Consider the following 26,404-nt stretch of genomic DNA (forward strand, 5'->3'; position numbering starts at 1 on the left):
CGAGCAGTCGAGTAATTGGTTGACTGAGGCAAGCAACAGGTTTATTGTTGCCTAAGGCAAACAACCAATTTCCCCGACAGGTGTTTCGTGGCAGTAGACCAGCAGACCGCTGAAGAATTGATCACCCAGATATTCCGGCTGCAGCGTCAGCTGCGCTGTGTGGCGCAACGCAGCACCGATCCCCGCGGGCCGGGAACGGCGCTGCAGGCAGTGATGCGCCTTATCGGCGAACAGCCGGAGATCCGGGCCACGGAACTGGCCGAAAAGCTGGGCATCGGCGCCGCCGGCCTGAGCCGGCACATCTCCGAACTCGTGGAGATGGGATACGTGTGCCGGCGGCCGCATCCTGATGACCGACGGGCCTACCTCATCAGCCTGACCCCGGTCGGAACCCAAGTCGTTTCGGAAGAAATGCGCCGCCGCTCGGCACTGCTGCAGCAAATGCTTGAGGACTGGACGGATGAGGAAGCCGTCTCCGCCAGCGGTTCCCTCACCAAGCTCACGGAAACACTGCATACATCGATCCGCGCAATGAAGCCGGGTACCCACCAGATGCCTATCCCGGCAGGAGAACAGAACTAAGTGACAGAGTCGCAGAGAACACCCACCGCCACGACCCCCGGCCAGCCCAGCCCCCCCGGCCAGAACAGCAAGCCCCGAAGGAACGGCAAGCCGGCCCGCAAACAGCAGGTGCCCGGCAAGATGAGCCACCGGCAGATCCTGCAGGCGCTGACCGGACTGCTGGCCGCGCTTTTCACCGCCATGCTGAGCGCCACCATCGTGGCCAACGCGCTGCCGACCATCATGGCGGACCTGCACGGCACGCAGACAGACTTCGCCTGGGTGGTGACCGCCGCACTGCTGGCCAATGCCGTCTCCACTCCCATCTGGGGCAAGCTCGCTGACCTGTTCAGCAAGAAGCTCCTGGTCCAGCTGAGCATCATCATCTTCGTGATCGGCTCCGTCGTGGCCGGCTTTGCCGACAACATGCCCGTCCTGCTCACTGCGCGGGTGATCCAGGGCATCGGCATGGGTGGCCTGACCGCCCTGGTGCAGGCCGTCATCGGCTCGATCATTCCGCCGCGGGAACGGGGCAGATACTCCGGCTACATGGGTGCGGTCATGGCCGTGGCCACCGCGGGCGGTCCGCTGCTGGGCGGCTTCATCGTGGACAGCCCGCTGGGCTGGCGCTGGACGTTCTTCCTCTGCGTGCCCCTGGCCGTGATCGCACTGTTCCTGCTGCAGGTCACTCTTCGCCTGCCGCACACCCGGCGCAAGGTCGGCATCGACTGGCTCGGCTCGATCCTGCTCACCGCCGGCGTCTCGCTGCTGCTGATCTGGGTATCGTTCGCCGGCAAGGCCGGCTACTACGAGTGGATGTCCTGGCAGACCGCCGCCATGGTCGGCACCAGCATCATCTTGCTGGCACTGCTGGTGTTCGTGGAATCCAAGGTCCGCGAACCCATCATTCCGCTGAAGATCATCCGCGAACGCACCACCGCCCTGGCCATCGTGGCCTCGGTCTCCGTCGGCATCGCGATGTTCGGCTCCACCACCTTCCTGGGCCAGTATTTCCAGATTGCCCGCGGATTCAGCCCCACGGAGGCCGGCCTGCTGATGCTGCCCATGATTGCGGGCAACCTGATGGGGTCGGTGGGCTCCGGACAGCTCATCAGCCGCTTTGGCAAGTGGAAGCGGTTCCTGATTGCCGGCACCATCATGGTCATGGCCGGCACCGGACTGGCCGGAACCCTGGACCATGAAACGGACATGCTCCTGGTCAGCCTCTACATTTTCGTCCTCGGCCTGGGCATGGGCCTGCTCATGCAGAACCTCGTGCTGGCCGTTCAGAACACGGTCAAGGTCTCGGAAGTGGGCTCGGCGAGTGCCTCCATTGCCTTCTTCCGCACCGTCGGCGGCGCCGTGGGCGTCTCCGTCCTGGGCGCCGTGATGTCCAGTTCGGTCACCAGCCGGGCCGCTGACGGCATGCGCGCCGCCAACATCCCGGTGACCGAGGGCGGAACCGGCGACTCACTCGACATCGCCGGCCTGCCCGACGCCGTCCAAGGCATCTTCCGTGCCGCCTACGGCGACGCCACGGCCACGATCTTCCAGATCGCCGCCGTCATTTCCGTGGTGGCGCTGATCGCCGTGCTCTGCATCAAGGAACAGGTGCTGCGCCGCACGCTGGACATCCAGCCGACCGGAAAGATGCCGGTGGAGCCGGGCCTGGCCGGAGGATCCGAGATGATGCACTCCGGCGCCATGTCGACCGTTCCGGCTGCGGGGACTTCCTCCTCCGGACCCGACGACGACGGCGGGCGGACTTCCGGAATGGCCTCGTCCGGGCGAGGCAAATAAACAGGCGAGGCAAATAACAGCACAATGTTCGAGCCCGGTCCCCGTCCAGGGGCCGGGCTCGAGCCGTTTACTGCATGGTGAACCGGCGGGCCACCAGGTTGCCGGCGGCGGGCAGCCGGAAGATCCGGGACAGCCCGGCATTGCGGACCGCCAGCAGCGGCGGAGCCAACGGGCGGCCCAGCACCATGTTCAACTCGGCCTGCAGCGAGGCGACGACCGCAGCCCGGCGGCGGTTCCGCCCGAAGGCCGCCAGCGCCGCACCGACGTCGTCTCCGCGCAGCGAGGCGGCGATGATCGGAGCGAGGGCGGCGGCATCGAGCCAGCCAAGGTTCATGCCCTGTCCGCCGATCGGGCTGACCTCATGGGCTGCGTCGCCAATGAGCACCGTGCGCCCGCGCACCAGTTCCCGGGCCAGCCCGGTCCGCACCGAAAAGGCGCTGAGCATGGTGTTCGACAGCGGATCGGGACGCACCCCGGTCCGCGCGGCGATCAGGTCCGAGAGGTCCCCGGCCGTGGCTCCGGCCAGCAGCGTGTCAGTATGGGCGACCCAGCGCCGGACGGCACCGGGCAGCGGGAACGACTCCACGATGCCCCCGGATTCCAGATACAGCACACCCACTCCGCCGTCGCCGGTGGTATCGGCGAAGTCGCCCATCAGGTAGGTGTCCGGCAGTTCCCGGGTCCGGCACGGCGTGCCCAGCAGCCGGCGCACGCCGGACCGGGCGCCGTCGGCGGCGACAACGATCCGGGCCGAGACTTGCCACGCTTCCGGACCGGCGCCCGGCCCCGGACCGGCGCCCGGCCCCGGGCCGCCGCCCGGCCCCGGACCGCCCATCCCCGCACCGCCGGCGGAGCCGTGCAGGACAACCCGGCGCCCGTCGTCGTGCAGGTTCTCCACTTTCGCCCCGCGCACCAGGGCCTGCGGATCCAACTCCCGCAGCCTTGCCTCCAGAATTGCCTCGGTGCGCAGCTGCGGCAGGGTCAGGACATAGGGGAACCGGGCGGAGGCCGCGGAAAAGTCCAGGGCGGCCACGGAACGTCCGCCGCTTCGGGCCTCGCCCCGGCGGATCTGCACCCCCTCGCCGGTCATCGTTCCGGCCACCCCGGCGGCCGCCAGCGCCTCAAGCGCCGGTGGATGGATGCCAATGGCCCGCGAATGCGCCGACCGGTCGCTGCGCTGCTCCAGCACCTGGACGCTCACTCCGGCTTGGGCCAGCAGCACCGCCAGGAAAACTCCCACCGGTCCGCCGCCCACCACCGCCACCTCGGTAACCGGACGGGGCACGACGACGGCGGACGGCAGCGGCAGCACCGTCACGGCTTGTTCCCGGACGGCATATGCAGCAGCAGGTTCTGCCAGGGCCGGTGCCGCAGGCAGCGCCAGCCGGGAGGCGCCGCGGCCGCCAGTTCGGCCGCCGTGTAGCTGCGCCGGATCGAGGTGAGCCCGTCCTGCCGGATGAAGCTGCCCGGAAAAAAGGGCAGGGTGCCCGCCGAAAACAGGGCATAACCCCACCGGCTGCGTTCGATGTCGCTGTGCAGGCTCAGCCCGGTGCCAAGTGCCTCCGAATCAGCGAGCAGGGCCGGGAACTGCTCGTCGGTGAGGTGATGCAGGACGTGGTTGGAGATCACGACGTCGTAGCTGCGGCCCTCCGCTACGAGTTCGGAGCTGAACGCGCGGCGGAAGCTGAGACCGGGCATCGCCGGCTGCGACGAGGCGAAGGCATGGGCACGGGAATCGGGATCGATCCCGGTAATTTCCAGCCGCAGGCCGTCGCGGCGGGCCCAGCGGGCAAGCATCCGCGGAACGTCGCCGCCGCCGGAGCCGATGTCCAACAGCGAGTTGGTGCGGCCGGCCGCGAACTGCGGGCGGAGATACCGGACATAGTTGCGCCGCCACCCGGACACCACGGAATTGATGAGCCAGAACTGGGCATAGGTCCGCTGCAGCTTCACCGGGTTGCAGTCGGGCCGGTCCATTTCCTCCACGGCGTCCGGGGTGCGTTCCGTCAGGGTTCGCAGACCCGGCGGAGTGAGCCGCCGCGCCAGGGGCCCCTGCACCAGAGAGTCCCGGCCCAAGAATCCCGGCGCTGGCGAGCCCTGAGCCGATGAGCCTGGCACCCGCCCCGGGAAGGCGCGGTTCACCCCTCGGCCGGGCCCGCTCATCCCTCCGCCGGGGCCGCTCACACGACCGCCGGGGCCGGCACCGCTGCCGGCTCCGGTGCCGCCGCGGCTGCCTGCACCAGCGTATTTTCCTGTTCTGCGGCGGTTGTCGGCGCGGGGTTTACCGGTCCGCCGATGCGCGTGAAGAGTCCGGTTTCAACAGTCAGCCCGGGGCCAAACGCCATGGAGCAGATGCGTTCGTTGCCGCCGTTGAAAGGCTGGTCCATGATGTGCTTGAGCACGAACATCACCGTCGCACTGGACATGTTGCCCCAGTTGCGCAGGGTCTCGCGGGCGGGAACCAGCTGCGCCTCCGTCAGGTCGAGCTTGGCCTCCACCTTGTCCAAGATGCTGCGGCCACCGGGATGAATGGCCCAGTGCTCAATGTCGCGGTACGCCAGTCCGGAAACTGCAGGATCGCGGGACAGCAGGGGCTCCAGGGCACCGACAATGTGGTCGTCGATAATGTGCGGCACATAGGTGCCCAGCACCATCTCGAAACCCTCGTCCCCGATATTCCAGGCCATCGACTCCTCGCCCACCGGAGTCAGGACGGTTTCGAAGTGGTCGAGCTGGATCCCCGGCGCGTTTCCGGGCAGGTCGCGGGCGGTGATGACCGCTGCCGCGGAGCCGTCGGCGAACAGGGAGGAACCCATGATGGTGTCCGGATCATTGGACGTGCGGACGTGCAGGGAGCACAGCTCGGCGGTGACCACCAGAACGACTGCCTCGGGGTCCGCCTCGCAGAAGGACTTCGCTGCCCGCATGGCGGGAAACGCCGCATAGCAGCCCATGAAACCAAGGTGGAAACGCTGCACGGACGGATTCAGGCCCAGCGCGCGGACAACTTTGTAATCCGGCCCGGGGTTGAAGAATCCGGTGCAGGAGACGGTGATGACGTGCGTGATGTCTTCGGGACCGATGCCTTCACAGGCTTCAACGGCCTTGCGGGCCGATTCGATGAAAAGTTTAGTGGCCTCGGCGGCAAAAATATCATTGCGGGTTTTAGTGCTGGGACTGAGCATGTTGCCGGACGCGGAATCAAAGAAAAGCGGATTATCGGACCGGTAGGACAGCGACAGCTCGGCGAGGGCCGTTCGCCGGGTGTCGATGGCAGCGGAATTGAAGCAGGTGGTCACCAGCCTTTGCCCCAGCCGGGTGAGGCCGGGTTGGGCGGCGAACACATCACGGGCTTCGGTCTGTACCAACACAGTGGGCGGGACTGCTAGTTCCAGTGATCTGAGGGTAACCGTCATGCTCCATTCTTAGGGGATTGTTTGGCAGGACACAATGGCGGGGTCTGCTGGAAACTGGGCATTGAGCGGACTCCGGTATGCCGCCATACTCTTATCACCATCAGCTGCCCTGAAAGCCAGGATGCGATGTGCAATGTCAACGGAGACATCGGAGGAGCATCCCATGAGTAGTGAAATTCCCCGGCCAGGCGGAACCCAGGCACACGGCGGCAGGCAGCCGGCGCCCGAGGGGCTGAAGAAGGTCGTCGCGGCTTCCATGGCCGGCACCGTAGTGGAATGGTATGAGTTCTTCCTCTACGCGGCCGCCTCGACACTGGTGTTCGCCAAGCTGTTCTTTCCCAATGCCAACACCGAGCTGGATGGCATCATCGCCGCCTTTGTGACCTACGCCGTAGGCTTCGTGGCCCGGCCCATCGGCGGCATCGTGTTCGGTCATTTCGGCGACAAGCTGGGACGCAAAAAGCTGCTGCAGCTCAGCATCATCCTGGTGGGCGTATCGACCTTCCTGATGGGCTGCCTGCCCGGATTCAACGAGCTCGGCTACTGGGCTCCCGCACTGCTGGTGCTGCTGCGGTTCATCCAGGGCTTTGCCGTCGGCGGGGAATGGGGCGGCGCCGTCCTGCTGGTGGCAGAGCACAGCCCCAACAAATCACGCGGCTTCTGGTCCAGCTGGCCCCAGTCCGCAGTGCCCATGGGCAACCTGCTCGCCACCGGCGTGCTGTTCGTCCTGTCCTCCACCCTGTCCGAAGCCGCGTTCCTGGGCTGGGGCTGGCGGGTGGCGTTCTGGCTCTCGGCGGTGATCGTGCTGGTCGGGTACTACATCAGGACCAAGGTCAGCGATGCGCCGATCTTCCTCGAAGCGCAGAAGGAAGTGGAGGAGGAGGCCAAGGGCTACGGGGTGGTCGAAGTTTTCAAGCGGTACCCGCGCGGTGTCTTCACCGCCATGGGCCTGCGGTTTGCCGAGAACATTTTGTACTACTTGGTCGTGACGTTCTCCATCACCTACCTCAGGCTCGTCGTCGGGGTGGACACCTCACGGATCCTGCTGCTGCTGCTCGTGGCGCACCTCATCCACTTCTGTGCCGTACCGCTTGTGGGATTGATGTCGGACCGGCTGGGACGGCGCCCGGTCTACTTTGCCGGCGCGGTGCTGGGTGCCACGTGGGGCTTTTTCGCCTTTCCCATGATGGACACCGCCAATGACCTGGTCATTCTGGCGGCGGTGACGATCGGCCTGCTGTTCCACGCCCTGATGTACGCGGGACAGCCGGCCATCATGGCGGAGATGTTCCCCACCCGCATGCGGTATTCCGGCGTCTCGCTCGGTTATCAGGTGACCTCGATTGTCGCCGGATCCCTGGCGCCGATCATCGCCACCGCGTTGCTGGAGCGGTACGGCTCCTCCACGCCGGTGGCCATCTACCTGCTCTGCGCCTGCGCAGTGACTGCCGTCGCCGTACTCGTGCTCCGCGAAACGAACGGCATTTCGCTGCAGGACGTGGACGCTGCCGACGCGCAGGGGACGGCTGACCTGCTCGCTGCATCCAAGAGCGCCGAAGCCAAGAGCCCCAAAACCAGGAGCACCAAAACCAAGACAGAGTAACGACAGCGACCGGCCGGTCGCTGTCTTCGCCGCGACCGGCACGGCGTTTTTCCTGAACGCACTCTTCCCTTGAACGTGCTGCGGCGGAGTGACATTCTAATTGCGACCTGCAGCACGCAGGCGCCGACTAAGCAAGGGAGCTTCGATCATGGCTGCAGTGGGATGGATTGGTCTGGGAAACATGGGCGGCTACATGTCGGCCAACCTGGTCAAGGCTGGACATGCCGTCCGCGGCTACGACGTCAGCCCGGCAGCGGTGGCTGCTGCCCGGGATCACGGTGTGGAGCCCGTGGACAGCATCGCCGATGCCGTGGCCGGTGCCGACGTCGTCTTCACCATGCTGCCCAAGGGCGATCATGCCCGGGCCGTGTATCTGGGGGAGCAGGGGGTCTTGGCGCTCGCTGACACCCGCACGCTGCTGGTGGACTCGTCGACCATCGACATTGAGTCAGCACAGGCGCTGCACGACGCCGCCGCTGCCGCCGGCTTCCGCTTTGTGGATGCGCCGGTCTCGGGCGGCATCAGCGGAGCCGAAGCCGCAACCCTGACCTTCATGGTGGGCGGCGCGGCTGACGCGGTGCAGGACGCAGCCGGGTACATCGAGCCCATGGCGGGCAACATCATCCCCACCGGCGGAGCCACCACCGGCCAAGCCGCGAAAATCTGCAACAACCTGATGCTGTTCATCAACCTTGCCGGCGCCGCCGAGGGCGCGGTCCTCGCCGACCGCCTCGGCCTGGACAAGCAGGTGTTCTGGGACATTGCCTCGGTCTCCTCCGGCGACAGCTGGGCCCTGCGCACCTGGTACCCCATTCCCGGCGTAGTGGCATCCGCCGCCTCCAACAACGACTTCGCCCCCACCTTCACCGCCGAGCTGGCCAACAAGGACATCAACTTGGCAATCGCTGCCGCCCGAGACACCGGAACCCCGCTGGAAATCGGCGAACACGTGCAACAGCTCTTCCAGCGGCTGGTGGATGCCGGCCAGTCCTCCCGGGACTGCTCCATGATCGTCCAGCTGGTGGACGGTACCCTGGCCGCCGGCACGGCACCCGCACCTGACGCGACGGCTACCCGCATCTGACGCCAGGCAAGCCGGTGCCGTCTGGCGCCCGGCCAGTATTTAGCGGGCTCGCTGATCGGACCCGGGATCGGCCCAGGGAGCGACAGGTTTGCCCGGCCGGGCCGAGACGTACCACTGCCGGCACAGCAGGATCACCAGGGCCAGTTCCACTAGGCCGCCGCCGTAATAGAGGACCAAGGCGCCGGCTTCGCCAGCCGCCTGCGGCACGCCGGGCGGCGGATCGGCGTACAGGGACTTGGCCAGGACGTTGTGGGCGGCAGCCGACGCAACGAGTACCGCCGCCCGGAGCCTGATGCCGCCGCGGTGCGGCATCGGGTCACGGCCCACCAGCGCGGCCGTATAGAGGTAGCCGGCCGCGGCCAGATGGAACGTGACGAGCCAGTGAACGGGCTGCGAATCCTGCATGGCAGCAAAGATGCCGGTGCGGAACATCAGCACCATCCCGCCCACATTGAGGACGGCCGCCGTGACCGGAAAGGTGAGGAACCGCAGCGGACGGCTGCGCAGCAGGCCGGCAAGCCGCCGGGCCGGCACCACATCCAGGGTTCTCAGCGCCAGCGTCACCGGACGGGAGAGCACCAGCAGCAGCGGGCCCAGCATGCCGGCCAGGAGGTGCGCTCCGCCCAGGACCGCAAAATCCTGGTGGCTCCGGGTCGCCAGGGGATCAAGCACGGTGGCCAGAACCGCGCCGACGCCGGCCGTGAACAGGAGTGCCCGGTGCAGCGGCCATCCCCGTGACCTGGCGGAAAGCGCTCCGGCCCAGTAGGCAGCGGCGGCCGCGACGGCTGGAATCAGGAACAGCAGTTCGGTGCTGAAGCCGCCGTGCCCGTGGCCCTGCATGGTCAGCCCCCGGCCGGTGCTGCCACAGCGTGCCGGGTCCGGTAGAGCAGGACCGCCCCGATCAGGATCATCAGTGCGGCACTGGCATTCCAGAGCACGTCATAGGGCAGCAGGGGAACGTCGTAGCGGATCTGGTGCAGGCCCATGAGCTTGTGCTGGACGGTTCCGTCGTACAACTGGAATGCGCCGGCACCCAGCAGGACGGCCCCCGTCCAGCGGGCGGGCAGCAGAATGGCCCGGCGGCGGAGATCGGCAAAGAGGAAGAGCCCGGCCACCACTGCAAACCACCCGAAGGCGTGGAACAGGCCGTCGGAGAAGAGCCCGACGGCGGTGGTGGACTTGTCGTAGAAGTGGTGCCACTGCAGGAGCTGATGAAAGATGACCTCATCCACGAAGGCGGCAATTCCGATGCCCACCAAGACTCCGGAGAGGACGTTGCGGCGGCGCGGACGGACAGGGGCTCTGCTGGACGTGCTCATACAGCGAATTTAGCAGTTTCGCCGCGGCCGGTGCCCGGTGCCCAGTGCCCGGCTGGCGCGGCAGGCGGTGGTGCACCACGATGGGCCCATGTGGATGGGAGTTCTTGAATTCGACCTGCTGCTGGGAGACGTGCACTCGCTCAAGGGCAAACGCTCAGTCATTCGTCCGATCATGGCCGAGGTGCGGCGCAAGTACGACGTGTCAGTGGCGGAAACCGGACAGCTGGACCTGCACCGGCGGGCCGAGATCGGCATCGGCCTGGTCTCGTCCTCCGCTGCGCACATCACTGAGGTGCTTGACGCCGTCGAACGGCTGGTGGCCTCCCGGCCGGACACGGAGCTGCTCAGTGCCCGCCGCCGGGTGTTCAATACCGACGACGAGTAGGTGTCAGCCACTGCCGCAGGTCAGGACCGGGCGGATACTGCGCCGGTTTCCACCCTGGCTGCACCCTGCCGGATGCCAAGAAGCAGGCAGCCGACGGCCACGCCCCAGAGCGTCAGCGAATCAAAGGCAAGCCGTTCCGCTGTGCCGAGGCCCAATCCCGGCGTCTGCCCGCCGCCGAGGCCGTTGATGAAGACCATGAACCCCGCAATCGACACCAGTGTGCCGAGGGCGGTGGCGACGGCGATTTTCCGGTACCGGGCCTCGCCGCGGACGGCGAAAACAAGAACGATCATTCCGGCCCACTGGAACAAGGCCTGCAGCAGGGCGGCGACGTCATGTTCCTCGGGCTGCAGATTCCAGGGGAGCAGGCCGACACATGCCACCAGCACTCCGCCGGCCGCCAGGAGGCCCATTGCCCAATGTCCCGGCCGGCGCTTGGGCAAAGCGGACCAGAGGAGGAGGGACCCGGCGGTAATGAGCAGCCCGTTGGCAACCGTGGACGCGTTCGCCAGCAGATGCCACGGCGAGCAGATCATCCGCTCGACGTCGGTACCGGGATCGAAGATTCCGCAGGAGGTAACCCCGAGGTCGCTGATGAGGTTCGAGGACCAGGAGTACGCCTGCGGCCATTGGAGGGCCGCGATGATCTGTGCCGGAAACGTCAGGGCGCACAGAATCCAGCACAGGGCACCCCACCTGATTTTTGTCATGCGCCGAGCCTACAAGTGCGGCGCGCATCGCCCGGAAGTGTGTCGGTAGGAAGCGTGTCAGCCGGAGCCGGTGGCGGCTCCACGAGGGAGGGCGCCGCATCCGGTCAACACTCGGGTGCCGGCGAACACAGATTCTAGAACTGTGTTTCATGTCATATTCGCGCTAGGGTGCACAAACGGCAAGAAATGACTGCGGCCGCCGGTCCAAGGCAGGCCGCGCACCATATTGAGCACAATGAGGAGATTTCAATGGCGAAACCCGTACCGGCCCGGCGGCACACTGCCCAGGACACCACCGTCGACCTGCTGGTCATCGGCTCGGGAACCGGCATGGCCGCGGCCATCGCCGCCGCGGAGCTGGGGTCCTCCGTCCTGATCGTGGAAAAGACCGGATTCGTGGGCGGCTCGACCGCACGGTCCGGCGGCGCTTTCTGGATTCCGAACAATCCCGTCCTGCAGGAATCAGGCGCCGTTGACACCCCCGAGCGGGCGACTGCGTATGTCGACGCCGTTGTGGGCGGAACCTCATCGCGGGAGCGGTGGCAGACCTTCCTGGACAACGGAACCGCCACCCTGGAAATGCTGCGGCGGGCCACCCCCATGACCTTTCTCTGGGACAAGGAATACTCCGACTACCATCCGGAGGAATCCGGCGGATCGGCGATGGGCCGCAGCTGTGAGTGCCGCCCCTTTGATGCCAACACCCTCGGCGAGGAGCGGGCGCGGCTGCGCGGCGGAACCATGGAATCCTCCCTGCCCATGCCCATCACGGGCAAGGACTACCGGTGGCTGAACCTGATGTCCAAGGTGCCGCTCAAGGGGCTGCCCACCGCCGTCACCCGCCTGGTGCAGGGCTACGCGGGCCGCGCCCGCGGCCGGGACTACGTGGCCGGAGGCCAGGCGCTCGCTGCCGGTTTGTTCGCCGGGGTGCTGCGCGCGGGCGTTCCGGTGTGGACCGAAACCTCGCTGGTGCGGCTGACGACCGAGGACGGCCGGGTGATCGGCGCCGTCCTGCAGCAGGACGGCCGGGAGGTCACAGTCCACGCCCGGCAGGGTGTGGTGCTGGCAGCCGGCGGGTTCGACCACGACATGGCGATGCGTCATCAGCACCAGTCTCCGGCCTTGGAGGCCTGGAGCTTTGGTGCCGAAGGAAACACCGGCGACGCGATCAAGGCAGCCGTGGACATTGGTGCCGGCACTGACCTGATGGACCAGTCCTGGTGGTTCCCCGCCGTCGCGCCGGTGCCGGGCGGGAAACCCTCGGTCATGCTGGCGGAGCGTTCGCTGCCGGGATCCTTTATTGTCGACGGCGGCGGGGAGCGGTTTGTCAACGAGGCCCAGGACTACATGTCCTTCGGCCAGCGGGTCCTCAAGCGCGAGCGCGAGGGCAATCCGGTCGGCGCCATGTGGATGGTGTTCGACCAGGAATACCGCAACAGCTACATCCTGGCCGGGGGCCTGTTTCCGCGGATGCCGCTGCCGGAGAAGTGGTACGAGGCAGGAATCGCCGCAAAGGCGGACAGCCTGGGCGAACTGGCGCGGAGCATCGGCGTGCCGGCAGAAACCTTCACCGCCACTGCGGCGCGCTTCAACGAACTGGCAGGCGCCGGTGTCGATGAGGACTTCCACCGCGGCTCGAGTGCCTACGACCGGTACTACGGGGACCCCACGGTGAAGCCCAACCCGAATCTGCGGCCGCTCGGCGGCAAGACGTTCTACGCCATCAAGGTTGTCCTCAGCGACCTGGGCACGTGCGGCGGCGTCACCGCCGATGCGCGGGGGCGTGTGCTGGCTGAGGACGGATCGGCCATCGACGGCCTCTACGCCATCGGCAACACGGCAGCCAACGTGTTCGGCAAGAGTTATCCCGGTGCCGGCGCCACTATTGGCCAGGGCTTGGTCTACGGCTACGTCGTTGCGCACGACGCCGCGGAGCAGGCGAAGTCCCGCCCGGCGGCAACCGGGGCGGATGCCTCAGCCGCTCCGGAGTCCGGCCAGGAGCCTGCCGGAGTCTCCTAGCCCTCAAACCGCCTGCCTCGGCCATGGCCCGGGCAGGCGGTAGCCGGGTACGTCCAGTCGCGTTCCGGAGCCGTGCTTGGAACTACGGTGTGCGGTCCGGGGCCGGCTGGTGTTCGCGCGCTCGGCGGAGTCCCTGCAGAATCAGCAGGGCCGCAGCCGACGCGACCCCGGTCTGCAGCATCGTCGGGGCGGCGTATCCGATGTTCCGCAGTTGAACCGTCAACGGGGGCATGTCGGGCGGGATCTGCTGCCCGGTTTCAGGGTCGACGGAGTAGGAATAGCCAAAAGTTGTTGCGCTCTCAAAGGCGCCACCGATCCACAGGAACCCGATGCCGATCAGAATGCCCGTGAGGATCCACGCCGCCTGAAAGGGTCTGGAACGGCGCGGCGGCCGGATTTCGATGCCCGCCGCGCCGTCGTCGGCCTCCGGGGCGAACCGCTCCTTCTCCCCGCCGGGCGGGCCGCCAACCTCGCGGATCCGCACACTGTCATTCCAGCCCTGCCTTGGGTCCGGTGTTGCGCTGTTGTCCATGTCGGCACCCTAGCCCGGGGCGGGGCCTCCACGCCGCTGCGACGCACCGGAGTGCCAGGTACTCAGCCGGAATCCCTTGCGCTTAGCAGGTACCCCTTGCCCTCCCTCTCGATTATCGATAACTTTTTTCTGTTGCTCAATCGGATCTGTTGCTCAATCGGAGGAGACCGTCATGAGTGAGCTGCTGTCATGGGAAAGCTAACCATCCTCACACTGCGCCTGGTGCTGGCGGCCGTGCTGGCCGGCACCCTGTTTGTGCAGGCCTTCATGGTGCCGCTGCTCGCCATTGACCTGGCAGAAGCGGGCCCCGGCGCCGATGCCGTGCGGATTCCGGTAATTGTTCTGGTCGTCCTGGGCATCATTGCCGTGCAGGTGGTTCTGGTTAGCGTCTGGCGCCTGCTGACCATGGCGCGCCGGGGCACGGTGTTCTCATCAGCGGCCTTCCGTTACGTCGACGTCGTGATCGGCGCGGTTACTGCCGGCGCGCTGCTTCTGTTCGCGCTGGGTATCGTCCTGGCGCCGGGCGAAGGGGTGGCTCCGGGCATTGTCCTGCTGATCGGAGGCGCGGGTCTGGCCGTTGCCGGGGTGGCCCTGATCGTCCTGGTGCTGCGGGCCCTGCTCGCCCAGGCGGTGGCCATCAATGCCGAGGCAACCCAGCTGCGCACCGAACTGGACGAGGTGATCTGATGCCGATCATCGTGGACATCGACGTCATGGTCGCCAAACGCAAGATGCCGGTCGGCGTGCTGGCGGACCGGATCGGCATCACCCCTGCCAACCTGGCGGTCCTGAAGAACGGTCGCGCCAAAGCCGTGCGCTTCACCACGCTCGCGGCGCTGTGCGAAGTGCTCCAGTGCCAGCCCGGTGACCTGCTGCGCTGGGAGCCCGACGAGGGGGAGGACCCCGCGGGCGACGGCGGCGGCGGTGACCTGCGCGGCACGCACCAGCGGGCCATAGTTGACCGAACCCGCAGCAGGTAAGGAACAATTGGCCGGGTGAGTCTTTCCCCGGTACAGCCCAAAGAGTCCAAGTCCTCCAGCCAGGCCATCGAGCGGGTCTGTGCGCAGATCGCCGCGGAGCTCGGCGTGGCCGCCTGGCAGGTGCGTGCCGCCGTCGACCTGCTGGACAGCGGATCCACGGTGCCCTTCATCGCCCGCTACCGCAAGGAAGCCACCGGCACCCTGGACGATACGCAGCTGCGTGAACTCGATGAGCGGCTGCGGTACCTGCGGGAGCTCGAGGAGCGCCGGGTGGCGGTCCGGGAAGCCATCGACAGCCAGGGCAAACTGACGCCGCAGCTCGATGCTGCTATCAGCGCGGCGGACACCAAGTCCCGGCTCGAGGACATTTACCTGCCGTACAAGACCAAACGGCGCACCAAGGCCCAGATTGCGCGCGAGGCAGGTTTGGAACCGCTCGCCGACGCCCTGCTGGCCAATCCTCTGCTCAGCCCGGACCGCGCCGCCGCCGGCTACGTGAACGACGCCGTTCCGGACGCCGCTGAGGCGCTCGCCGGAGCGCGGGCAATCCTGGTGGAACGGGCTGGCCAGGACGCTGACCTGCTCACCGAGCAGCGCGAACGGCTGTGGAAGCAGGGCCGGATGCGCTCTGAGGTCAAGGCCGGCAAGGAGGCCGAAGGCCAGAAGTTCGCCGACTATTTCGACTTTGCCCAGTCGCCCTCGGGCATGCCGTCGCACCGGGTGCTGGCGCTGCTGCGCGGTGAGAAGGAAGGCATCCTGGATCTGGGCCTCGCAGAAGCCGATCCCGCCGACACCGCGGCGCTGGCCGCGGCCCGGCTCAAGTATGAGCGGGCGGTGGCAGCCAGCCTGGGCATCGCAGACCGCGGCCGGCCCGCGGACGCCTGGCTGCTGCAGACCGCGCAGCTGGCATGGCGGCGGATCCTGGCCAAGCTCTCCATCGACCTCCGGGTGCGGCTGTTCACCGAGGCCGAAGCCGAGGCGGTCCGCGTCTTCGCGGCAAACCTGCGCGATGTGTTGCTGGCTGCTCCGGCCGGCAACCGTGCAACGCTGGGCCTGGACCCCGGCCTGCGCACCGGCGTCAAGGTGGCAGTGGTGGACGGCACCGGACAGGCAGTGGCCACCGACACCGTCTATCCGCACGCCCCGGCCCGCAAATGGGATGAAGCGCTGGCCCGGTTGGCGGCCCTGGTGCAGCAGCACCGGGTGGAGCTGATCGCCATCGGCAACGGCACCGCGTCCCGCGAAACCGACAAACTGGCCACCGAGCTGATGCGCCTGCTGCCGGCGGCCGGGCTGCAGAAGCTGGTGGTCTCCGAAGCTGGGGCGTCGGTCTACTCAGCGTCGGCCCTGGCTTCGGCCGAACTGCCGGGAATGGACGTCTCGCTGCGCGGCGCCGTCTCCATCGCCCGCCGGCTGCAGGACCCGCTGGCTGAACTGGTAAAGATCGATCCGAAGTCGATCGGCGTCGGCCAGTACCAGCACGACGTCGGCACGGCGAAACTGGAGCGGTCCCTGAACGCGGTGATTGAGGACTGCGTCAATGCCGTGGGCGTGGACGTCAACACAGCCTCACCGGCGCTGCTGACCCGGGTGGCCGGCGTCGGACCGCTGCTGAGCGAGAACATCGTGGCGTACCGCAACGAAAATGGTCCCTTTGCCCGCCGGGCCGACCTGAAAAAGGTGCCCCGGCTGGGTGCCAAGGCCTTTGAACAGTGCGCCGGTTTCCTGCGGGTGACCGCCGGATCCGAACCGTTGGATGCCTCGAGCGTGCATCCGGAGTCCTACGGCATCGCCCGCCGCATCCTCGCTGCGACCGGAGCCCGGATGAGTCCCGCCGGTGCGGCGCTGGAGAACCTGGATCCGTCGGCGTTCGTGGATGACTCCGCGGGGCTGCCGACCATCCTGGACATCGTGGCGGAGCTGCGCAAACCGGGCCGGGATCCCCGTCCCGCCTTCCGCACGGCGACCTTTTCTGAAGGGGTGGAAAAAATCACCGATCTCCGTGCGGGAATGGTGCTGGACGGGGTGGTCACCAATGTGGCCGCGTTCGGCGCCTTCGTGGACGTCGGGGTGCACCAGGACGGACTGGTGCACATCTCCGCCATGTCCAGCACTTTCATCTCCGACCCGCGCGACGTGGTGAAGTCCGGGCAGGTGGTCAAGGTCAAGGTGCTGGAGGCGGATCCGGAGCGCAAGCGCATCTCCCTGACACTGCGCCTGGACGACGACGCCGCTGCCGCCGCTCCGCGGCCTGCTCGGAACCAGGGACGAAGCGGCGGGAAGCCCGCTGCTGCAGGAGCCCGCGGAAACGACGCCGGAGCGAACACCGGCAAGGGCACGGCTCCCCAGCGCAGCAACAAGGCGGGCACCTCGGTCCCGGGCACCAGCCGCCGTCGTCCGCCGGCAGCTCCGGCCGCGCAGGGGCCGATGGCCGAAGCGCTGCGCCGGGCGGGCCTGGCCTAACCCGTTCAGCGGGCCTCAGCCCTCATCAGCCGCCCTCAGCCGCCCTCAGCCGCCCTCAGCCGTCGGATGACTCCGGCTGATCCAGGGCGTCCTCGGGCGCCGAAGCGCCGTCGTCGTCGGAACCGGAGTCGTTCATACCGGAGTCGTTCGAACCGGAATTGTCGGAACCGGAATGCCCGGCCGGAACAGTCCCGCCGGGGGAGGTGCCCTGGGCTTCACGGATGTTGCCGGCACTGTGTGCGGACTGGCCGGGCCGGCGCGGATCGCCGGTGGGCTCGGGCTGGGGCGCGCTGGGGCCCAGGGGATCGTCCTCGTTGTTGGCGGGGCCGGTGGGTTCAGTGGTCACGGGATGCCTTTCTGCGATGGATCAATCCTCAAAAGCCTAACGGCTGGCCAACTTTCCCAGCAGGGAATTATCCAAGGTGTCGAGCAGCTCGCGGGGGTCGGTCCGGATCTCCTCGGCACCTGCCTCGCGCAGTTCAGCCTCACTGGTGCCGCCGCAGAGCAGGCCAATCGTGGGGATGCCCAAGTCGGCGGCCGCTTTCACGTCCCACACCGAGTCGCCCACAAACACGGTGTCTTCTGCCTTGAGCCCTGCGGAATCGAGCGCTGCCGAAAGGATGTCGGGGCTTGGCTTTGATGCCTCCGCGTCCGCTGAGCTGGTGGCGGCGCTGATGGCCGAGTCGGCATCGATGACTCCGCGCAGCACCTCCAGCTCCGCACCGGAGGCGGAGGAAGCGAGCACCACTGTCAGGTCCTTGCCTGCACAGGCCAGCAGCAGGTCGCGGGCGCCGTCAAAGGAACGCAGGGAAGGCCACCACGTGGAAAAGATGGCCCCATGGGCGGCATCGAGCATTTCATCCTGGTCCTGATCCCGGCCGTCACCGAGCAGATGTTCCACCAGCTTGTCTCCGCCCATACCGATGGCCCGGTGCACCGCGGACATGGGGACATCATGGTCCATTCGGCGAAAGGCCTGCCACCAGGCAACGGCATGCAGATAGTTTGAATCCACCAGGGTTCCGTCGACGTCGAAAAGTACTCCGCGCTTCGCGCTGCTGCTGCCCATGTGTTTCTCCTCCTAGCGGGGGTGCTGGGGTGTGAGGGTGGAATGCCCTGGTTTGAGTCTATTTCGCGGCCCAAGAAATTCGAAGAGCTGCTCCTCCAAGCTCGAGCGATCCTTGAGCTCGCATTCCCACACGGTGAGGGATTCCCATCCGGCAGCAGCGAGGGACTGGATGGCCGAGGCGTCGCGCTGGGCGGTCCGGCTGCGCTTTTGCTCCCAGAATTCGCTGTTGTTCTGCGGTGCGTGCTGGCCGGCGGGGCAGCTGTGAAGATGCCAGAAACAGCCGTTGACAAAAATGACCTTGCGCCGCGACGCGAACACCAGGTCCGGCTTTCCGGGCAGCAGCCTTCCGCCCGCCGCACCGTGCAGGCGGAAACGGTACCCGCGGCATGGAGCAGACGCCGGACCAACAGCTCCGGCTTGGTGTTTTTGCTCCGGATCCGGGACATGTTCAGGCTGCGCTGCTCAGCGCTGACGGTATCGGCCATGAACCCAGTCTAGGCAGGCAGGGGTGCCCGGAAACCCTGCCCCCTAGCCAGCGCCAGCGGCAGCGGCCTACGTTGGCTGGAAAGGCGAGACGGGTGAAGGGTTGGCCAGTGGCATCGATTCGAATTCTCGGCACCGGAGGAACCATCGCGTCCCGCAGCACCGGGGGAGGCGGCCTGGTGGCGTCGGAGCGCATTGAGGAGCTCATCAGTACGCTGTCGCGCAGGCATACGGTGACGGTCCGGGACCTGATGGTCAGCGGAAGCTACCGGCTGCAGCTCTCGGATCTGAGGGTCATTGCGCAGGCTGCGCGGAACGCACTGCTGGATTCCACGGTGGACGGCGTCGTCATTACCCACGGCATCGACACCATGGAGGAAACCGCCTTCCTGCTGGATCTGGTGCATGCGTCGCCCAAACCGGTGGTGTTTACGGGGTCCTCCCGGCCGTTGGACAGCGCCTCCCCGGACGGCCCGCACAACCTCGAGGAGGCCGTGAACGCGGCGGCCTCACCCGACTTGCGGGATACCGGCGTCCTGGTGTCCTTCGGCGGGGTGGTCCGCTCAGCCAGGGGCCTGCGCTATGCCAGTACCCTGGCTGCGAACCCCTTTGCCGGCGGCACCGAGGTGGCCCATTTCATCGGCGACAGCCTGCATGTGACCGCACGCCCGCTCCGTCCGGCTCCGCTGCCGCTGCCAAACGAGGCCTTCGACGCGGCGCGTGTGGAAATCATCGACTGCTCCGTGGGCACCGGAACGGATCTGTTTTCCCATGCCGTCCACGCCGGAGCCGATGCCGTGGTCCTGGCCGGAACGGGGCTGGGCAACGCCGGACCCGGGTTCACCGAAGCGGTACAGGACGCCGTGCGGGCGGGATGCTTCGTTGTCCTGAGTTCCCGGGTGCCGGAGGGACCCGTGATTCCCACCTTCGGTGATGGGGGCGGCATCGACCTGGTCCGGGCCGGGGCACTTCCCGCCGGCGACCTGAAGCCGCCGCAGGCCCGCATCCTCGCGGCGCTGCTCACCTCGCAGCCGGCCACGCCCGAACAGATCCAGCACGTCCTGACTGCCTCACCGGCGGGTTCGAACTCCTCCTGACCGTGCCGCGGAATCGAACCGACCGATTTGTGCACCGGGTGGTCCCGCACCGCTAAGCTGACTTATTATTAACGACACAGGTGGTACCCCTTACAAGGAGGTAAGAGATGTCGGGCTACTTCAAGCTGGTCGACGCTCATGACGGCGCGTTCCGGATCAAGCTCATTTCCGGTGACGGTGCGTTGATGGCGGTATCGGCGATGTTCCCCACCAAGCAGGAGGCAGTTGCAGGCATTGAGCTGATGCGGGAGATTGCCGGCACCGGTCCGGTGGTCGACCAAAGCTCCGACGCCGATGTGCTGGGCGACGCCAGCCGCAATGACGGAAGGGCGCGGACATCCTAAGCGGGTCCATCAGAAAGGCCTTGGGTTCCACTTGGAACGCAAGGCCTTTTTGTTTGTTGACTGCTACTTCTGATCAGTGTCGTCGCCCTCCGCGGCTTCCTGGGCGTGCTGGCGCTGCGACTCGGGCTGTTCCGAGGCATCGCCTTCCGACGGCGCCTCGTTGTGGGTGCGGTCCTTGTCGTCGGCGGCGGGGGTTTCCTTCTCAGTCATGGCTCTTCTCCAGTCAGGTCGGGGTGGACGCCGGGTCTGCGGGCGGGCAGCCCTCTGTTCAGGAGCGGCCCCATAGGCCCAGTTTAGGAAGCGCCGCCCCACGCTGATAGGGGCAACGGCGAAGTGACCCGCGGAAAGGCGAAGAGCCGCCGGAGAACCGTCGGGGAGCACGGCAGCCAGGACGGGCACAGGGCGGCTGCCCGGCGGCCATGCGCCCGGTTTTCGCCCTAGCCAGAGGCCCGAGGGCCGGGTAGCGTGAGCCGGATGCAGCCAAGCGAAGATGCGGACGTCATTGTTGTGGGTGCCGGACTGGCGGGATTGGCGGCCACCGCAGAGCTGATCGACGCCGGCCGCTCGGTCATCCTGGTGGAGCAAGAGGGGGAGGCCAGTCTCGGGGGTCAGGCCTGGTGGTCCTTCGGCGGACTGTTCCTGGTGGACACTCCCGAACAGCGGCGGCTGCGGATCACGGATTCCGTGGCTTTGGCCTGGCAGGACTGGCTGGGCACGGCCGGCTTCGACCGGCCGGAGGACTATTGGCCGCGCCGCTGGGCGGAGGCCTACGTGAACTTCGCCGCCGGAGAGAAGCGCGCCTGGCTGCAGGGGATGGGACACCGCATTTTTCCCGTCGTGGGCTGGGCCGAGCGCGGCGGCTACGGCGCCACGGGCCCGGGCAACTCCGTGCCGCGCTTTCACATCACCTGGGGCACCGGACCGGGGATCACCGCGCCCTTCGAAGCGAAGGTGCGCGACGGCGTCGCCCGCGGACGCGTCCGGCTGGCCTTCCGGCACCGGATGGAAGAACTGACGGTGACCAACGGCGTCGTGACCGGAATCCGCGGCAGCGTGCTGGAGCCGACGACGGCGGCCCGCGGCACCGCGACCAGCCGCACGGCCGTGGGGGAATTCGAGTTCGCGGCCGGTGGCGTCGTGGTCACCACCGGTGGAATCGGCGGCGATCATGCCCTGGTGCGGGCCGCGTGGCCGAAGCGGCTGGGCAGTCCGCCGCGAACCATGCTCAGCGGTGTGCCCGAACATGTGGACGGGCACGGCATCGCCGCCGGCGCAGCGGCCGGCGGGCGCATCATCAACCCGGACCGCATGTGGCATTACGTGGAGGGCATCAAGAACTGGGATCCGGTTTGGGCGAACCACGGAATCCGGATCCTGCCCGGCCCGTCCTCGCTCTGGCTGGACGCGGCGGGAAACCGGCTGCCTGTTCCCCTGTTTCCCGGCTTTGACACGCTGGGCACGCTTGAACACCTGCGTACCACCGGTCATGACTACAGCTGGTTCCTCCTGAACAAGGCGATCATCCGGAAGGAGTTCGCGCTCTCCGGATCGGAACAGAACCCGGACCTCACGGGTAAATCCGTGCGGGATGTTCTGGGACGGGCCACGGCCGGGGTGCCCGGGCCGGTGCAAAACTTCCTGGACCACGGGGAAGACTTCATCACCGCCGGCTCAGTCGAGGAGCTGGTTGCGGGGATGAATGCCCTGTCGAAGGTCTCCACTGAGGGGCGTGCTCCGGTGTTGTCTGCCGCAGCGGTGCGCGAAGAGCTCGAAGCCCGGGACCGGGAAGTTGCGAACCCGTTCAGCAAGGACAGCCAGGTGACGGCCATCCGCGGGGCGCGCAACTATCTGGGTGACCGGCTTATTCGGACAGCGCCGCCGCGTCCGATCCTGGATCCCAAGGCCGGACCGCTGATCGCGGTGCGGCTCTCCGTGCTGACCCGCAAGACGCTGGGCGGGTTGGAAACCGATCTGGACTCACGGGTGCTGGGTGCCGGCGGCGAGCCGGTGCCCGGCCTGTTTGCTGCGGGCGAGGCCGCAGGGTTCGGCGGCGGAGGGATGCACGGCTACCGGTCCCTGGAAGGAACGTTCCTTGGCGGCTGCCTGTTCAGCGGTCGGGCCGCCGGGAGGGCCGCCGGCCGATGAGCGGCGGCTGGTGAGCGGCGGCCGGTGAGCGGCGGCCGGTGAGCCAACTGGTGACCGGCTGGTGGGTGGCTGGGGTTAACAAGGTCGGTGAGTGGCTGCCGACGGCCCGCCCGGTTGTGATCTCGCCGTCGATCAACCGGGCGGGCTGCCTGCGGCTGGCCTTCTGCTGCGGGCCTTACGCTGCTAGCCCTGCGCGAATTTCTTGCTCAACCGATACTGCTTCATCTGGTTGAAGTACGCCGGTGCCGGGTTCAGGTACAGCAGCACGGTGGCCGCAATCGTCAGCAGGGTGGAGACGATGGCCACCAGATTGGCGGCGGAAAGGTCCGTAAAGTTCAGCAGGGAGATCACGGCAAAAACGGTGAGGACAATCCGGGCCCAGTTGTAGCCCTTGCGGATGAAGATGGCTACCAACAAAGTCACCACCGCGCTGATGACGGCAATCACGACCACCAAGATTGTTCCGGCAGCAATGGCGGCATCAAGATCGACGGCGGCACCCTGCGCCTCCAGCTGCCGTTGCGCCGTCGCCCGGGCTTCGGGTGAATTGAGTGCCGCAATGCCAAACGGAACACTGATGATTGAAAGAACCAGCGAGGCAATAAGCAGCCAGAATGAAATGTCCACCTGTTTCGGACGCGCCGGGATGGAGGCGGGCGGGGGAGCACTCTGGCCCCCGGGGTAGGCGTTGTAGTTGAAATTATTGTTCTGCGGTTGTTCGGACATGCTTTCCCCTAAAAGCTGGCTGATACTGCGGCATATTTTTGCCGCATTGTTAGCTACCCTAGCCGGGACGTATCCGGACCGCCTCGATCCCAAGGCGGGGATTCAGCAATAAGCGCCAGGAATCTGGTCCCTAAGGCTGAACTAAACAAACGAGAGGGCCGGAAAAGGCATAAAGCCAATTCCAGCCCTCTCGTTGTCGATCTGCGGGTCCCTTGCTCTGTTCCTAGCGGGTGAGCTCCAGCAGCGCTGTGTAGGAGGATTGCGCACCCGGCAGGGTCGCGGCCAGTGCACCGGCCCGGGCCGCGAACTCTGCGGCGGCGGGCAGCGGATCACCGGCAGCCAGCCGGGCAGCGGTGGCTGCTGTAAAGGCATCCCCGCAGCCGGTGGTGTCCACCGCCGTGACCCGCGTCGGGGCTGCTGCGACAATCCGGTCCGGCCCGGAAACCGTGCCGTCAAGCACGACGGCGCCGTCTCCGCCCAGAGTGATCACGGCCCGGGAGATCCCCAGCCGCGCAAATGCGCCGATGACTGCTTCCCAATCCGCGGCCGGATCGGCCAGACCGGAAACCTGCGCCGCTTCATGGGCATTGACCAGCAGCACATCGGTCAGCGCCAGCAGCTCGGCGGGAACCTCACGGTAGGGCGAGAGGTTCAGCAGCACTGTGGCGCCGGCGTCGTGCCCTGCCTGGGCGGCCGCGACCACGGCTGCCAGCGGAACCTCCAGGCTCAGGCAGAGCACAGCGGCGTCGTCGAACAGGTCTCCCGGAAGCTCGGCGCCGGTGACCGTGCCGTTGGCGCCGGGGGAAACGATGATCGTGTTCTCCCCGGCGGCGTCGACCACAATCATCGCCGTGCCCGTCGCGGTGTCCGGACGGCGCATCACCCGCGAGGCGTCCACTCCGGCGTCCGCCGCAGCCTTCAGCAGGAGATCGCCGTGCCCGTCGGCACCCACGGCGCCGAACAAGCGCACGTCAGCTCCGAGGATTGCAGCTGCAGCGGCCTGGTTGGCGCTTTTCCCGCCCGGAACGATGACCAGTTCCGAGCCGTTGAGGGTTTCTCCGGGGGAGGGGAAGCGATCGGTGCGGACGGTCAGGTCAGCGTTGAGCGACCCTACAACTACAACTTTTCCGGCGGTCATGCGGGGGATTCTCCTTGGGAGGCAGGGATCAGGTGGCGGACGGGATCAGCGGTTGCCGGCGTCGACGGTAACTTCAGCGTCCACCGGCTTGGGGATCAGGAAGGATGCGGCCAGAGCCAAAACCAGGATGACCAGACCGGCAATAATACCGCCGTAGTAGCCTTCGGTGCCGGAGCCGTCCGCAGTGGTGGTGGCTGTCTTGACAGCGTAGATCACTGCGAAGCTCAGGCCCGCACCCAGGTTGAACGCTCCAGCGTTCAGGCCCGGCAGGAAGCCGGGGTTCTCCTTCGGGGAGAGCACGATGCCCAGGCCGTTGAGCATGATGTTGCCGATGCCGGCGTAGGTGATGCCGATCAGCACCGAGACACCCAGCAGGCCCAGCTTGGAATCGCTGCCCACCACCAGAAGCATCAGCGACAGGGCGATGACGGAGCCGATCATGCCGATCCGCAGCACCTTGCCGTATCCCCAACTGGCGGCCAGGCGGCCGGCAAACGGCCCAATGACCAGGCCCGCGATGGCGTAAGGCGTCAGGGTCCACCAGGCGGATTCCTCGGCGCCCAGGCCAAAGCCCACAACGCCGTCCTGCGCGAGGGCCGGGATGATGCCGTTCATGACCGCAAAGACGCCGGTCATGGTTAGCAGGGTGGTCAGCAGCAGGGCCCAGGTGGAGCGCTGCTTGAGCAGATGGGTGGCCACCAGGGGATGGTCGCTGCGGTTTTCCACCTTCCAGAAGACGGCGAAGGTGATGACGGAGATGACGATCAGTCCGGCCACGAGCGCCCAGTTGGCGTCCGCCAGCTTGCCGGCCTCGTTGAAGGCGGTCAGCAGGGAGCCCACCGAGATGACGAGGGGAACAACGCCCACCCAGTCCATCTTTTCCTTTTTCGCGGCCGTGGACTCGGGCGCCAGGAAGATCAGCAGAGCTGAGGCAATGGCGCCGACAATCGCCATGGCCCAGAAGACCGAGGCAAAGCCGTAGTTTTGCGCCAGGTAACCGCCGGCAACGGCATCGACGCCGGCGATGCCGCCGTTGACCGCAGTGATGACACCCATGAGCGTGCCGTACAGCTTCGGCTCGCGGACCTCCACACGCAGCATGATCAGGGCCAGCGGAACCACGGGCCCGGAGACGCCCTGGATCAGGCGCGCGATGAACAGCACTTCGATGCTCGGTGCCAGCGCTGCCACCACGGAGCCGATGGTCAGGACCACGAGCATGCCGCCGAGGACCTTCTTGCGGCCGATGATGTCGCCGAGCCGCGGCAGGAACAGGGAGAACAGGGCTGCGGACGTGAAGAACGCCGTCTGGGTCAGGCCCACGGCAGCGGAGGTCGTGTTCAGTTCCTCTTCGATGGTGACGAGGGCGGGGGAGAGCATGGAGGCGTTCAGCTGGAACGCCACGCAGGCGGCCAGCAGCGCCGTCATCAGTACGGCCACGTTTACGCGGCGCTGGGATGTTTCACTCACAGGTCCACCTCACCAATTCGCTTCAGGGCATCCACGACCAGGTCCCAGAACTTCTGGTGATCCAGGTCGACGGCTACGGAGGTGTTGCAGTCAGCGGGCGCCGGCGCGCGGAAATCCGCCACCGTCATGCCCAGGGTCAGGGTGCCGGTCAGCTCCACGTCCAGCGGAACGCGCTGTGTGGTCATGACCGATCGGTCGATGACGTACGCGACGGCGCACGGGTCGTGGACGGGAGGGAAATCAAAGCCCTGCGCGTCCTTGTAGGCGTGTCCAAAGAATTCGAGGAGTTCCCCGACAAACTTGGCGGGCTTGGTGCCCACCGCGGCGATGCGCTCGGCGACCTCGTCGGTGGCCAGTGCCTGATGCGTCAGGTCCAGGCCGACCATGGTCAGCGGCCACTTCTCGTTGAAGACGATGTGAGCGGCTTCGGGATCGATTTTGATGTTGAACTCGGCCACAGCAGACCAGTTGCCCACGTGGTAGCCGCCGCCCATGAGGACAACTTCCTTCACGCGCTCGGCGATCCGCGGTTCCTTGCGCACGGCCAGGGCGATGTTGGTCAGCCCGCCGGTGGGGACCAGGGTGATGGTTCCGGGGTCGTGGGCCATCACGGTGTCGATGATCAGGTCCACCGCGTGCCGCGGATCCAATTCAATGGCCGGTTCGGGCAACTCGGGGCCGTCCATGCCGGATTCGCCGTGGATGTCAGGGGCGTTTTCAATGGTCCGTACGAGCGGGCGCGCACTGCCTGCAGCGAAGGGAACGTTTGTGATATTTGCAACACGGGCAATTGCCAGCGCGTTGCGGGTCACCTTTTCCAACGTCTGGTTTCCGACGACGGTCGTCACCGCCAGCAGGTCGATCTCCGGGCTGCCGTGGGCCAGCAGCAGGGCGACCGCATCATCATGACCGGGATCGCAGTCCAGGATGATTTTGGTGGGCATTGCATCTCCGCTTCGTTGAGGTTCTAGCTAAGGGACCGCGGGTCCCGGTGGTGCAGTGCCCCGTCCTGGCGGTTCCGTTCCATGGGTCGCAACGATGCGGTACGGTCCGGGCCACG

At 66.9% G+C, this 26,404-nt stretch carries 26 protein-coding genes and 1 pseudogene; 12 read left to right on the top strand and 15 right to left on the bottom strand.

Annotated elements, in window-relative coordinates; all coding sequences use genetic code 11:
• Window positions 1-87 precede the first annotated feature (87 nt).
• A complete protein-coding gene (locus tag QNO08_RS02450; RefSeq protein WP_229968151.1) occupies window positions 88-582 on the top strand; it encodes a MarR family winged helix-turn-helix transcriptional regulator in 495 nt (164 codons plus the stop codon).
• Window positions 583-2,361 (top strand): MDR family MFS transporter, encoded by a 1,779-nt coding sequence (locus QNO08_RS02455; protein WP_331461797.1) that lies wholly within the window; start codon window positions 583-585, stop codon window positions 2,359-2,361.
• A 67-nt stretch (window positions 2,362-2,428) separates the two neighbouring features.
• Here QNO08_RS02455 and QNO08_RS02460 read toward each other — a convergent pair whose 3' ends face one another.
• From QNO08_RS02460 to QNO08_RS02470, 3 genes are all read right to left on the bottom strand, one after another.
• A complete protein-coding gene (locus QNO08_RS02460; RefSeq protein WP_229968153.1) occupies window positions 2,429-3,679 on the bottom strand; it encodes an FAD-dependent oxidoreductase in 1,251 nt (416 codons plus the stop codon).
• On the bottom strand, window positions 3,676-4,419 hold the full coding sequence (locus tag QNO08_RS02465; protein ID WP_502866868.1) for a class I SAM-dependent methyltransferase: 744 nt from the start codon (window positions 4,417-4,419) through the stop codon (window positions 3,676-3,678). The genes QNO08_RS02460 and QNO08_RS02465 overlap by 4 nt, the downstream gene beginning before the upstream one ends.
• Before the next feature lie 122 nt (window positions 4,420-4,541).
• Window positions 4,542-5,777, bottom strand: coding sequence for a type III polyketide synthase (locus tag QNO08_RS02470; RefSeq protein WP_229968155.1), 1,236 nt, complete (start codon window positions 5,775-5,777; stop codon window positions 4,542-4,544).
• Between the two features lie 163 nt (window positions 5,778-5,940).
• Between QNO08_RS02470 and QNO08_RS02475 the strand changes: the two genes are divergently transcribed.
• Together QNO08_RS02475 and mmsB are read left to right on the top strand one after the other, a co-directional pair.
• A complete protein-coding gene (locus tag QNO08_RS02475; RefSeq protein WP_269439255.1) occupies window positions 5,941-7,380 on the top strand; it encodes an MFS transporter in 1,440 nt (479 codons plus the stop codon).
• Between the two features lie 148 nt (window positions 7,381-7,528).
• Complete coding sequence (mmsB, locus tag QNO08_RS02480) at window positions 7,529-8,464, top strand: 3-hydroxyisobutyrate dehydrogenase (RefSeq protein WP_229968157.1); 936 nt, start codon at window positions 7,529-7,531, stop codon at window positions 8,462-8,464.
• A gap of 39 nt (window positions 8,465-8,503) precedes the next feature.
• Here the strand turns inward: mmsB and QNO08_RS02485 are convergent, their stop codons facing one another.
• Window positions 8,504-9,304 carry a cytochrome c oxidase assembly protein gene (locus QNO08_RS02485; protein WP_229968158.1) on the bottom strand — a complete coding sequence of 267 codons (801 nt, stop codon included), beginning with the start codon at window positions 9,302-9,304 and terminating at the stop codon, window positions 8,504-8,506.
• Window positions 9,305-9,306: 2 nt separating this feature from the next.
• Window positions 9,307-9,783 carry a DUF2243 domain-containing protein gene (locus tag QNO08_RS02490; RefSeq protein ID WP_229968160.1) on the bottom strand — a complete coding sequence of 159 codons (477 nt, stop codon included), beginning with the start codon at window positions 9,781-9,783 and terminating at the stop codon, window positions 9,307-9,309.
• Between the two features lie 88 nt (window positions 9,784-9,871).
• Between QNO08_RS02490 and QNO08_RS02495 the strand changes: the two genes are divergently transcribed.
• Window positions 9,872-10,168 carry a DUF503 domain-containing protein gene (locus QNO08_RS02495; RefSeq protein ID WP_229968162.1) on the top strand — a complete coding sequence of 99 codons (297 nt, stop codon included), beginning with the start codon at window positions 9,872-9,874 and terminating at the stop codon, window positions 10,166-10,168.
• A 20-nt stretch (window positions 10,169-10,188) separates the two neighbouring features.
• On the opposite strand, the gene QNO08_RS02500 is transcribed toward QNO08_RS02495, so the two are convergent.
• The gene (locus QNO08_RS02500) at window positions 10,189-10,878 is read right to left on the bottom strand and encodes a DUF998 domain-containing protein (RefSeq protein WP_229968164.1); all 690 of its coding nucleotides are present in this window, start codon (window positions 10,876-10,878) and stop codon (window positions 10,189-10,191) included.
• A 249-nt stretch (window positions 10,879-11,127) separates the two neighbouring features.
• Between QNO08_RS02500 and QNO08_RS02505 the strand changes: the two genes are divergently transcribed.
• A complete protein-coding gene (locus QNO08_RS02505; RefSeq protein WP_229968172.1) occupies window positions 11,128-12,897 on the top strand; it encodes a 3-ketosteroid-delta-1-dehydrogenase in 1,770 nt (589 codons plus the stop codon).
• A gap of 82 nt (window positions 12,898-12,979) precedes the next feature.
• On the opposite strand, the gene QNO08_RS02510 is transcribed toward QNO08_RS02505, so the two are convergent.
• Window positions 12,980-13,429, bottom strand: a complete 450-nt coding sequence (locus tag QNO08_RS02510) for a hypothetical protein (protein WP_229968173.1) — start codon at window positions 13,427-13,429, stop codon at window positions 12,980-12,982.
• A gap of 189 nt (window positions 13,430-13,618) precedes the next feature.
• Here QNO08_RS02510 and QNO08_RS02515 point away from each other — a divergent pair, with 189 nt between their 5' ends.
• The 3 genes from QNO08_RS02515 to QNO08_RS02525 all read left to right on the top strand — a co-directional run bounded on the left by QNO08_RS02515 (window position 13,619) and on the right by QNO08_RS02525 (window position 16,872).
• Window positions 13,619-14,116 (top strand): DUF2975 domain-containing protein, encoded by a 498-nt coding sequence (locus QNO08_RS02515; protein ID WP_229968175.1) that lies wholly within the window; start codon window positions 13,619-13,621, stop codon window positions 14,114-14,116.
• Complete coding sequence (locus QNO08_RS02520; protein WP_229968177.1) at window positions 14,116-14,409, top strand: helix-turn-helix domain-containing protein; 294 nt, start codon at window positions 14,116-14,118, stop codon at window positions 14,407-14,409. The genes QNO08_RS02515 and QNO08_RS02520 overlap by 1 nt, the downstream gene beginning before the upstream one ends.
• A 66-nt stretch (window positions 14,410-14,475) precedes the next feature.
• Window positions 14,476-16,872 (top strand): Tex family protein, encoded by a 2,397-nt coding sequence (locus QNO08_RS02525; RefSeq protein ID WP_229968249.1) that lies wholly within the window; start codon window positions 14,476-14,478, stop codon window positions 16,870-16,872.
• Window positions 16,873-16,927: 55 nt separating this feature from the next.
• Here the strand turns inward: QNO08_RS02525 and QNO08_RS02530 are convergent, their stop codons facing one another.
• The 3 genes and pseudogenes from QNO08_RS02530 to QNO08_RS02540 all read right to left on the bottom strand — a co-directional run bounded on the left by QNO08_RS02530 (window position 16,928) and on the right by QNO08_RS02540 (window position 18,426).
• Window positions 16,928-17,218: a hypothetical protein gene (locus tag QNO08_RS02530; protein ID WP_229968179.1), complete on the bottom strand. Its 291-nt coding sequence runs from the start codon at window positions 17,216-17,218 to the stop codon at window positions 16,928-16,930.
• A 36-nt stretch (window positions 17,219-17,254) separates the two neighbouring features.
• On the bottom strand, window positions 17,255-17,941 hold the full coding sequence (locus QNO08_RS02535; RefSeq protein ID WP_229968181.1) for an HAD family hydrolase: 687 nt from the start codon (window positions 17,939-17,941) through the stop codon (window positions 17,255-17,257).
• 12 nt (window positions 17,942-17,953) lie between these two features.
• Window positions 17,954-18,426 (bottom strand): annotated as a pseudogene (locus QNO08_RS02540) (very short patch repair endonuclease).
• 108 nt (window positions 18,427-18,534) lie between these two features.
• On the opposite strand from QNO08_RS02540, the gene QNO08_RS02545 reads away from it, so the two are divergent.
• The gene (locus QNO08_RS02545; protein ID WP_229968183.1) at window positions 18,535-19,521 is read left to right on the top strand and encodes an asparaginase; all 987 of its coding nucleotides are present in this window, start codon (window positions 18,535-18,537) and stop codon (window positions 19,519-19,521) included.
• Window positions 19,522-19,628: 107 nt separating this feature from the next.
• Window positions 19,629-19,865: a YegP family protein gene (locus QNO08_RS02550; RefSeq protein ID WP_229968185.1), complete on the top strand. Its 237-nt coding sequence runs from the start codon at window positions 19,629-19,631 to the stop codon at window positions 19,863-19,865.
• 63 nt (window positions 19,866-19,928) lie between these two features.
• Here the strand turns inward: QNO08_RS02550 and QNO08_RS02555 are convergent, their stop codons facing one another.
• Window positions 19,929-20,075 (bottom strand): hypothetical protein, encoded by a 147-nt coding sequence (locus tag QNO08_RS02555; RefSeq protein ID WP_229968187.1) that lies wholly within the window; start codon window positions 20,073-20,075, stop codon window positions 19,929-19,931.
• Window positions 20,076-20,339: 264 nt separating this feature from the next.
• On the opposite strand from QNO08_RS02555, the gene QNO08_RS02560 reads away from it, so the two are divergent.
• The gene (locus QNO08_RS02560) at window positions 20,340-22,010 is read left to right on the top strand and encodes an FAD-binding dehydrogenase (protein ID WP_229968190.1); all 1,671 of its coding nucleotides are present in this window, start codon (window positions 20,340-20,342) and stop codon (window positions 22,008-22,010) included.
• A gap of 183 nt (window positions 22,011-22,193) precedes the next feature.
• On the opposite strand, the gene QNO08_RS02565 is transcribed toward QNO08_RS02560, so the two are convergent.
• The 4 genes from QNO08_RS02565 to uriH form a co-directional block, all read right to left on the bottom strand.
• Window positions 22,194-22,736, bottom strand: coding sequence for a hypothetical protein (locus QNO08_RS02565; RefSeq protein ID WP_229968192.1), 543 nt, complete (start codon window positions 22,734-22,736; stop codon window positions 22,194-22,196).
• Between the two features lie 223 nt (window positions 22,737-22,959).
• A complete protein-coding gene (locus QNO08_RS02570; RefSeq protein WP_229968194.1) occupies window positions 22,960-23,874 on the bottom strand; it encodes a ribokinase in 915 nt (304 codons plus the stop codon).
• Window positions 23,875-23,919: 45 nt separating this feature from the next.
• Window positions 23,920-25,344: a uridine transporter UriT gene (uriT, locus tag QNO08_RS02575; protein ID WP_284016155.1), complete on the bottom strand. Its 1,425-nt coding sequence runs from the start codon at window positions 25,342-25,344 to the stop codon at window positions 23,920-23,922.
• Window positions 25,341-26,288, bottom strand: coding sequence for a uridine-preferring nucleoside hydrolase UriH (gene uriH / locus QNO08_RS02580; protein WP_229968196.1), 948 nt, complete (start codon window positions 26,286-26,288; stop codon window positions 25,341-25,343). Before uriH ends, uriT begins: the two co-directional genes overlap by 4 nt.
• Window positions 26,289-26,404 lie beyond the last annotated feature (116 nt).

Source organism: Arthrobacter sp. zg-Y820 (assembly GCF_030142155.1).
Taxonomy (GTDB): Bacteria; Actinomycetota; Actinomycetes; order Actinomycetales; family Micrococcaceae; genus Arthrobacter_B.